Annotated in this window: 16 protein-coding genes; all 16 read left to right on the forward strand. The window is 61.2% G+C overall.

Features of this window, described 5'->3' with window-relative positions:
- Positions 1-3: 3 nt before the first annotated feature.
- A complete protein-coding gene (gene rpsS / locus AB4Y84_RS09550) occupies positions 4-273 on the forward strand; it encodes a 30S ribosomal protein S19 (RefSeq protein WP_004145340.1) in 270 nt (89 codons plus the stop codon).
- A gap of 12 nt (positions 274-285) precedes the next feature.
- Complete coding sequence (gene rplV, locus AB4Y84_RS09555) at positions 286-621, forward strand: 50S ribosomal protein L22 (protein WP_004145348.1); 336 nt, start codon at positions 286-288, stop codon at positions 619-621.
- Between the two features lie 18 nt (positions 622-639).
- Complete coding sequence (rpsC, locus tag AB4Y84_RS09560; protein ID WP_442250060.1) at positions 640-1,374, forward strand: 30S ribosomal protein S3; 735 nt, start codon at positions 640-642, stop codon at positions 1,372-1,374.
- A gap of 5 nt (positions 1,375-1,379) precedes the next feature.
- Entirely contained in the window at positions 1,380-1,793 is a 414-nt protein-coding gene (gene rplP, locus AB4Y84_RS09565; protein WP_025879305.1) for a 50S ribosomal protein L16, read from the forward strand.
- Positions 1,793-1,978 (forward strand): 50S ribosomal protein L29, encoded by a 186-nt coding sequence (rpmC, locus tag AB4Y84_RS09570; protein ID WP_025879306.1) that lies wholly within the window; start codon positions 1,793-1,795, stop codon positions 1,976-1,978. Before rplP ends, rpmC begins: the two co-directional genes overlap by 1 nt.
- A gap of 11 nt (positions 1,979-1,989) precedes the next feature.
- Positions 1,990-2,259, forward strand: coding sequence for a 30S ribosomal protein S17 (rpsQ, locus tag AB4Y84_RS09575; RefSeq protein WP_004145355.1), 270 nt, complete (start codon positions 1,990-1,992; stop codon positions 2,257-2,259).
- A 12-nt stretch (positions 2,260-2,271) separates the two neighbouring features.
- Positions 2,272-2,640, forward strand: coding sequence for a 50S ribosomal protein L14 (gene rplN, locus AB4Y84_RS09580; protein ID WP_025879307.1), 369 nt, complete (start codon positions 2,272-2,274; stop codon positions 2,638-2,640).
- A 16-nt stretch (positions 2,641-2,656) separates the two neighbouring features.
- Entirely contained in the window at positions 2,657-2,974 is a 318-nt protein-coding gene (rplX, locus tag AB4Y84_RS09585; protein WP_025879308.1) for a 50S ribosomal protein L24, read from the forward strand.
- Positions 2,975-2,985: 11 nt separating this feature from the next.
- Positions 2,986-3,528, forward strand: coding sequence for a 50S ribosomal protein L5 (rplE, locus tag AB4Y84_RS09590; RefSeq protein ID WP_025879309.1), 543 nt, complete (start codon positions 2,986-2,988; stop codon positions 3,526-3,528).
- An 18-nt stretch (positions 3,529-3,546) separates the two neighbouring features.
- On the forward strand, positions 3,547-3,852 hold the full coding sequence (rpsN, locus tag AB4Y84_RS09595) for a 30S ribosomal protein S14 (RefSeq protein ID WP_032977438.1): 306 nt from the start codon (positions 3,547-3,549) through the stop codon (positions 3,850-3,852).
- A 233-nt stretch (positions 3,853-4,085) separates the two neighbouring features.
- Positions 4,086-4,484, forward strand: a complete 399-nt coding sequence (rpsH, locus tag AB4Y84_RS09600) for a 30S ribosomal protein S8 (RefSeq protein WP_025879311.1) — start codon at positions 4,086-4,088, stop codon at positions 4,482-4,484.
- A 17-nt stretch (positions 4,485-4,501) separates the two neighbouring features.
- A complete protein-coding gene (gene rplF / locus AB4Y84_RS09605) occupies positions 4,502-5,026 on the forward strand; it encodes a 50S ribosomal protein L6 (RefSeq protein ID WP_089239003.1) in 525 nt (174 codons plus the stop codon).
- A gap of 32 nt (positions 5,027-5,058) precedes the next feature.
- Positions 5,059-5,412, forward strand: a complete 354-nt coding sequence (rplR, locus tag AB4Y84_RS09610) for a 50S ribosomal protein L18 (RefSeq protein WP_025879313.1) — start codon at positions 5,059-5,061, stop codon at positions 5,410-5,412.
- 161 nt (positions 5,413-5,573) lie between these two features.
- Positions 5,574-6,116, forward strand: a complete 543-nt coding sequence (rpsE, locus tag AB4Y84_RS09615; protein WP_025879314.1) for a 30S ribosomal protein S5 — start codon at positions 5,574-5,576, stop codon at positions 6,114-6,116.
- On the forward strand, positions 6,109-6,300 hold the full coding sequence (rpmD, locus tag AB4Y84_RS09620) for a 50S ribosomal protein L30 (protein ID WP_025879315.1): 192 nt from the start codon (positions 6,109-6,111) through the stop codon (positions 6,298-6,300). Before rpsE ends, rpmD begins: the two co-directional genes overlap by 8 nt.
- Positions 6,301-6,304: 4 nt before the next feature.
- Positions 6,305-6,733 (forward strand): 50S ribosomal protein L15 (gene rplO / locus AB4Y84_RS09625; protein ID WP_442250061.1); only part of this gene is annotated, 429 nt, incomplete at its 3' end.

Here is a 6,733-nt window from a genome sequence, read left to right on the forward strand (position 1 = left end):
ACCATGGCACGTTCACTCAAGAAGGGCCCGTTTGTCGATCACCACCTGGTTGCTAAGGTGGCTGCCGCTGCGGGTAGCAAGCGTCCGATCAAGACCTGGTCGCGTCGTTCGATGATCCTGCCTGACATGGTAGGCGTCACCATTGCCGTGCATAACGGCAAGAACCACATCCCGGTTCTCGTCAACGAGAACATGGTCGGCCACAAGCTCGGCGAATTTGCCATCACCCGGACCTTCAAGGGTCACGGTGGTGACAAGAAGTCGGGCAAGTAAGGAGAGATGACAATGGAAGCGAAAGCCATCCTGCGCACCGCGCGCATCTCCCCGCAGAAGGCACGTCTGGTCGCTGACCAGGTGCGCGGTCTGCCGGCCGAGCGTGCCGTCAACCTGCTGAAGTTCTCGGACAAGAAGGCTGCCCACCTGATCAAGAAGGTGGTGGAGTCGGCTATTGCAAATGCCGAGAACAACCAGGGCGCCGACGTCGACGAGCTGAAGGTTCAGACCATCATGGTAGATGAAGGTCCGACCCTGAAGCGTTTCATGGCGCGGGCGAAAGGCCGCGGTACCCGCATCCTCAAGCGCACCAGCCACATCACTGTGGTTGTTGGCGCCGCCAAGTAAGCGGATAAGGAAAAGACCATGGGTCATAAAGTTCATCCGATTGGTATCCGCCTCGGCATTTCCAAGGACTGGAACTCCAAGTGGTACGCCAACAAGGCCGAGTTCGCTGGTTACCTGGCAGCCGACCTGAAAGTGCGCGAAATGCTGCGCAAGAAGCTGGCTCAGGCCGGCATCAGCAAGATCCTGATCGAGCGTCCGGCAAAGACCGCTCGCGTGACGATCCACACCGCCCGTCCGGGCGTGGTGATCGGCAAGCGCGGTGAGGACATCGAGAAGCTGCGCAAGGAAGTGAGCGAGATGATGGGCGTCCCGGCGCACATCAACGTCACCGAAGTGCGCAAGCCCGAGCTGGACGCACAGCTGGTTGCCGARTCGATCGCGCAGCAGCTGGAGCGTCGCATCATGTTCCGCCGTGCMATGAAGYGCTCGGTCGGCAACGCGATGCGCCTGGGTGCCCTGGGCATCAAGGTCAACGTCGGTGGCCGCCTCAACGGTGCAGAAATCGCCCGTTCGGAGTGGTACCGCGAAGGCCGCGTGCCGCTGCACACGCTGCGTGCCGACATCGACTATGGCTTCGCTGAGGCCAAGACGACCTACGGCATCATCGGCATCAAGGTCTGGATCTACAAGGGCGAGGTCTTCGATTTCTCCCAGGTTGGCCAGGAAAAGCAGGACGACACCCCGTCGCGCAACGATCGTCATGATCGCGGCGACCGCGGTGACCGTCAGCGCCCGGCTCGTGAAGCGAGGTAACGACAATGTTGCAACCCAAGCGAACCAAGTACCGCAAGGTGCACAAGGGCCGTAACGAAGGCCTCAGCTGGAGCGCAAACGCTGTCAGCTTTGGCGAGTACGGCCTGAAGGCAACCGCCCACGGTCAGCTGACCGCGCGTCAGATCGAAGCGGCTCGCCGTTCGATCAGCCGCTACGTGAAGCGCGGCGGCAAGATGTGGATCCGAGTGTTCCCCGACAAGCCCATCACCAAGAAGCCCATCGAAGTTCGAATGGGTTCGGGTAAGGGCAACGTGGAATACTGGGTGGCCCAGATCCAGCCCGGCCGCATGATCTATGAAATCGAGGGTGTTACCGAGGAAGTGGCACGCGAGGCGTTCCGCCTGGCCGCTGCCAAGCTCTCGGTCACCACCACTTTCGTGACCCGGACGGTGCGCTGATGGATATCAAAACTCTCCGTGAAAAGTCGGCTGACGACCTCAAGGCCCACCTGATCGACCTGCGTAAGGAACAGTTCTCTGTCCGTATGCAGCAGGTCACCGGCCAGCTGCCGAAGACACACGACATCCGCCGGGTGCGTCGCGAAATTGCTCGCGTCAAGACCCTGCTCGGCAGCACGAAGTAAGGATGGCCGCTATGAGCGACAATACTGAAAACAAAGCGCTGCGCACGGTCGAAGGCCGTGTCGTCAGCAACAAGATGGACAAGACGGTTACCGTCCTGGTCGAGCGTCAGGTCAAGCACGCACTGTACGGCAAGTACATCAAGCGCTCGACGAAGCTGCACGCCCACGATGCCGACAACGCCTGCAAGGAAGGCGATGTCGTCCGCGTGACCGAGATTGCTCCGATGTCCAAGACCAAGAACTGGCGCGTGGTGGAAGTCATCACGCGTGCGGCTGAATAAGGAGTCTGAATCATGATCCAGATGCAGAGCTACCTTGACGTCGCCGACAATTCTGGTGCCAAGCGAGTGATGTGCTTCAAGGTGCTGGGTGGTTCCAAGCGCCGTTACGCCGGTATCGGCGACATCATCAAGGTCACCGTGAAGGATGCGATTCCGCGCGGCAAGGTCAAGAAGGGTGAAGTGTATGACGCCGTCGTGGTGCGTACCCGCAAGGGTGTGCGTCGCGCCGACGGCTCGCTGATCCGCTTCGACGGCAACGCTGCCGTTCTGCTTAACAACAAGCAGGAGCCGATCGGGACCCGTATCTTCGGGCCGGTGACTCGTGAACTTCGTTCGGAGAAGTTCATGAAGATCGTCTCGCTCGCTCCCGAAGTGCTGTGAGCGACAGGAGATAATCATGGCTAACCGTATCAAGAAGGGCGACCAGGTTGTCGTCAACGCTGGCAAGGACAAGGGTAAGCAGGGCGAAGTCGTCCGCGTCGATGGCGACCGTCTGGTCGTCGCCAACGTGAACATCGTCAAGCGCCACACCAAGCCGAACCCGCAGGCAGGTGTTGCCGGCGGCGTGGTCGAGCGTGAAGCGTCGATCCATATCTCCAACGTGAATGTGCTGAACCCGGCTTCGGGCAAGGGCGAGCGCGTTGGCTTCAAGGTGCTGGAGGATGGACGCAAACTGCGTGTGTTCCGCTCCAGCGGTGAGGCGCTCGACGCCTGAGGAATGAGAAGATGACTTCCCGTCTCGAAAAGTTTTACAAGGAAGAAGTGGTGCCGGCGCTGATGAAGCAGTTCGGTTACACCAATTCCATGCAGGTGCCGAAGCTGGTCAAAGTCACCCTGAACATGGGTGTCGGCGAAGCGGCCACCAACAAGAAGATCCTGGAAAACGCCGTTGGCGACATGACCAAGATCTCGGGCCAGAAGCCGATCGTCACCAAGTCGCGTATCTCGGTGGCATCGTTCAAGATCCGTGATGGTTGGCCGATCGGCTGCAAGACCACGCTGCGTCGCCACAAGATGTACGAGTTCCTGGACCGCCTGATCAACATCTCGCTGCCGCGCGTGCGCGACTTCCGTGGTGTTTCCGGTCGTTCCTTCGACGGTCGCGGCAACTTCAACATGGGTGTGAAGGAACAGATCATCTTCCCGGAAATCGACTTCGACGCTGTCGACGCGATCCGCGGTATGGATATCGCCATCACCACCACTGCGAAGACCGACGCGGAAGCGAAGGCGCTGCTGGCAGCGTTCAAGTTCCCGTTCCGTAACTGATTCGTCGAGGAAACCGAAATGGCAAAGACCTCCATGGTCAACCGCGACATCAAGCGGAAGAAGCTGGCTGAAAAGTTCGCTGTCAAGCGTGCTGCTCTGAAGAAGATCGTGTCCTCCCCGGACGCGAGCTACGAAGAGAAGATCGAGGCCGCCACCAAGTTGTCGAAGCTGCCGCGCGATTCGTCGCCGAGCCGCCACCGCAACCGTTGCGAACTGTCTGGCCGCCCGCGTGGCGTGTACAGCAAGTTCGGCCTGGGTCGCAACAAGCTGCGTGAAGCCACCATGCGTGGCGACGTTCCGGGCCTGCGCAAGGCCAGCTGGTAACCCCAGCCGGTCCTGCCAGCGAGGGCTCCCCCCGGGGAGCTTCGCAGCCGGGGAGGGGAGGCGTTCAGCTTTCCCTCTGCAAAAAACCGAAGAGCCCGACGCAAGTCGGGCTCTTTTGGCGTATACTCCCGCGTCTTGCTCTGCGCAACGCGTAGGGGGAGGGGGCCTGGCCCGTTTCCAGGAGACAACAGATTTTCGCGAAAGCGGATATCGGTGCACTCAAAGGTACTCATATGAGCATGACTGATCCCATCGCCGACCTGCTGGTCCGCATCAAGAATGCGGCAGCGGTTGGCAAGCAGACGGTGAAAGCCCCGTCGTCCAAGATCAAGGTTGCGATCGCCCAGGTCCTGAAGGACGAGGGTTACATCGCCGACCTGCGCGTGACCGCGCTCGAGAACAACAAGTCCGAGCTGGAAATCGTGCTGAAGTATTTCGAAGGCAAGCCGGTCATCGCGACCCTGAAGCGCTTCTCGCGTTCGGGCCTGCGCCAGTACCGCGGCAAGAGCGAACTGCCGAAGGTCATGAACGGCCTGGGCATTTCCATCATTTCCACTTCCAAGGGCATCATGACTGATGCGCAGGCGCGCCAGTTGGGCGTCGGCGGCGAAGTCCTGTGCTTCGTGGCCTAAGGCGAAAGGAGTAGACCATGTCCCGTGTAGCCAAGAAGCCGATCGACCTGGGTAAGGTTGAACTGAACGTCCAGAACGACAACGTCATCGCCAAGGGCCCGAAGGGCACCCTGTCGCTGGCCAAGCCGGCTGGTATCAACATCAATGTCGAAAACGGCGTTGCCACCCTGAGCACCGACAACGTGGACCTGATCCCGCTGACCGGTACCGTCCGCGCCATCCTGTCCAACATGGTCAAGGGTGTTTCCGAAGGCTTCGAGCGCAAGCTTGAGCTGGTCGGCGTGGGTTACCGTGCTGCGATGCAGGGCAAGGACCTCAGCCTGTCGCTGGGCTACTCGCACCCGATCGTGTTCGTGGCGCCGGAAGGCATCACCATCACCACCCCGACCCAGACTGAAATCCTGGTGCAGGGCGCTGACAAGCAGGCCGTCGGTGAAGCTGCCGCCAAGATCCGTGCGTTCCGCAAGCCGGAGCCGTACAAGGGCAAGGGCGTGAAGTACTCCGACGAAGTCATCATTCGCAAGGAAGCCAAGAAGGCCTAATTAGGACCTTCCGCTTTCCAGGGAAAAAGATCATGAACAAGAACATCGCCCGCCTGCGTCGCGCCAAGTCGACCCGTGCCCACATCCGTGTGCTCGGTGTTGCCCGCCTGTCGGTGCTGCGCACCGGCCAGCACCTGTACGCGCAGGTCTTCACCGCTGACGGCTCGAAGGTGCTGGCTGCTGCCAACACCACCCAGGCCGACATCAAGGAAGGCCTGAAGAACGGCAAGAACGCTGATGCCGCCGCCAAGGTTGGCCGCATCGTCGCTGAGCGCGCCAAGGCCGCCGGCGTCGAGAAGGTTGCCTTCGATCGTTCGGGTTACCGTTACCACGGCCGCATCAAGGCCCTGGCTGACGCTGCCCGCGAAGCCGGCCTGCAGTTCTAAGGGATCAGGGCAGGGGGCTCCGGCCCTCATGCCCGCCTGCTCGCCAGCCTGAGTGAGGCTGGGCGGCGCCGCTCTTCTGTAGCGGCCCACCGCAACAACGCACCACTCCACAACCATAAGCGGCCTCGAGCCGTACATAACCCAACAACCAAGGAATAAACATGGCAGAAGAACGTCAGCAGCGGGGTCGCGATCGCGACCGTAACCGCGAAGAGAAAGTCGACGACGGCATGATCGAAAAGCTGGTCGCGGTCAATCGCGTCAGCAAGACCGTCAAGGGTGGCCGTCAGTTCACCTTCACCGCCCTGACTGTTGTCGGCGACGGCGAAGGCAAGGTCGGTTTCGGTTATGGCAAGGCGCGCGAAGTGCCGGTYGCCATCCAGAAGTCGATGGAGCAGGCTCGCAAGAACCAGGTCACCGTCGATCTGAACAACGGCACCCTGTGGCACACCATCAAGGATGGTCACGGCGCGGCGCGCGTGTTCATGCAGCCGGCTTCCGAAGGTACCGGCGTCATTGCCGGTGGTGCCATGCGCGCCGTGCTGGAAGCAGTGGGCGTGAAGAACGTGCTGGCCAAGGCCACCGGTTCGCGCAACCCGATCAACCTGGTGCGTGCCACCGTGAAGGGCCTGACTGCAGCGCAGTCGCCGGCTCGCATCGCGGCCAAGCGCGGCAAGAAGGTGGAGGATCTCAACCATGGCTAATGAAACCAACAAGACCGTCAAGGTCCGTCTGGTTCGCGGCCTGCGTGGTGCCCAGGCGCGTCATCGCCTGTCGGTGCGTGCGCTGGGTCTGGGCAAGCTCAACGATGTGCGTGAACTGAAGGACAGCCCGCAGGTTCGCGGTCTGATCAACAAGGTCCACTACCTCGTCAAGGTTGAGGAATAATCCAATGACCATGCATCTGAATGAATTGAGCCCGGCACCGGGCGCTCGTAAAGAGCGTACCCGCGTCGGTCGCGGTATCGGCTCCGGCCTGGGCAAGACCTGCGGCCGCGGCCACAAGGGTTCGTTCGCCCGTAAGGGTGGCGGCAAGATCAAGGCTGGCTTCGAAGGCGGCCAGACCCCCATGCAGCGTCGTCTGCCGAAGATCGGCTTCCGTTCGCCGATCGCCAAGGACACCGCTGAAGTGCTGCTGTACCAGCTGGACAAGCTGCCGGCCGGCGAGATCGACTTCGCTGTCCTGCGTGCTGCCAAGCTGGTCCCGAGCACTGCCAAGAAGGCCAAGGTCGTCGTCAAGGGCGAAGTGACCAAGGCGTTCACCCTGAAGGGTGTTGCTGCCACGGCCGGTGCCAAGGCTGCGATCGAAGCTGCCGGCGGC

Origin of the sequence: Stenotrophomonas sp. 2YAF22 (genome assembly GCF_052114665.1) — a bacterium.
Taxonomy (GTDB): Bacteria; Pseudomonadota; Gammaproteobacteria; order Xanthomonadales; family Xanthomonadaceae; genus Stenotrophomonas; species Stenotrophomonas indicatrix.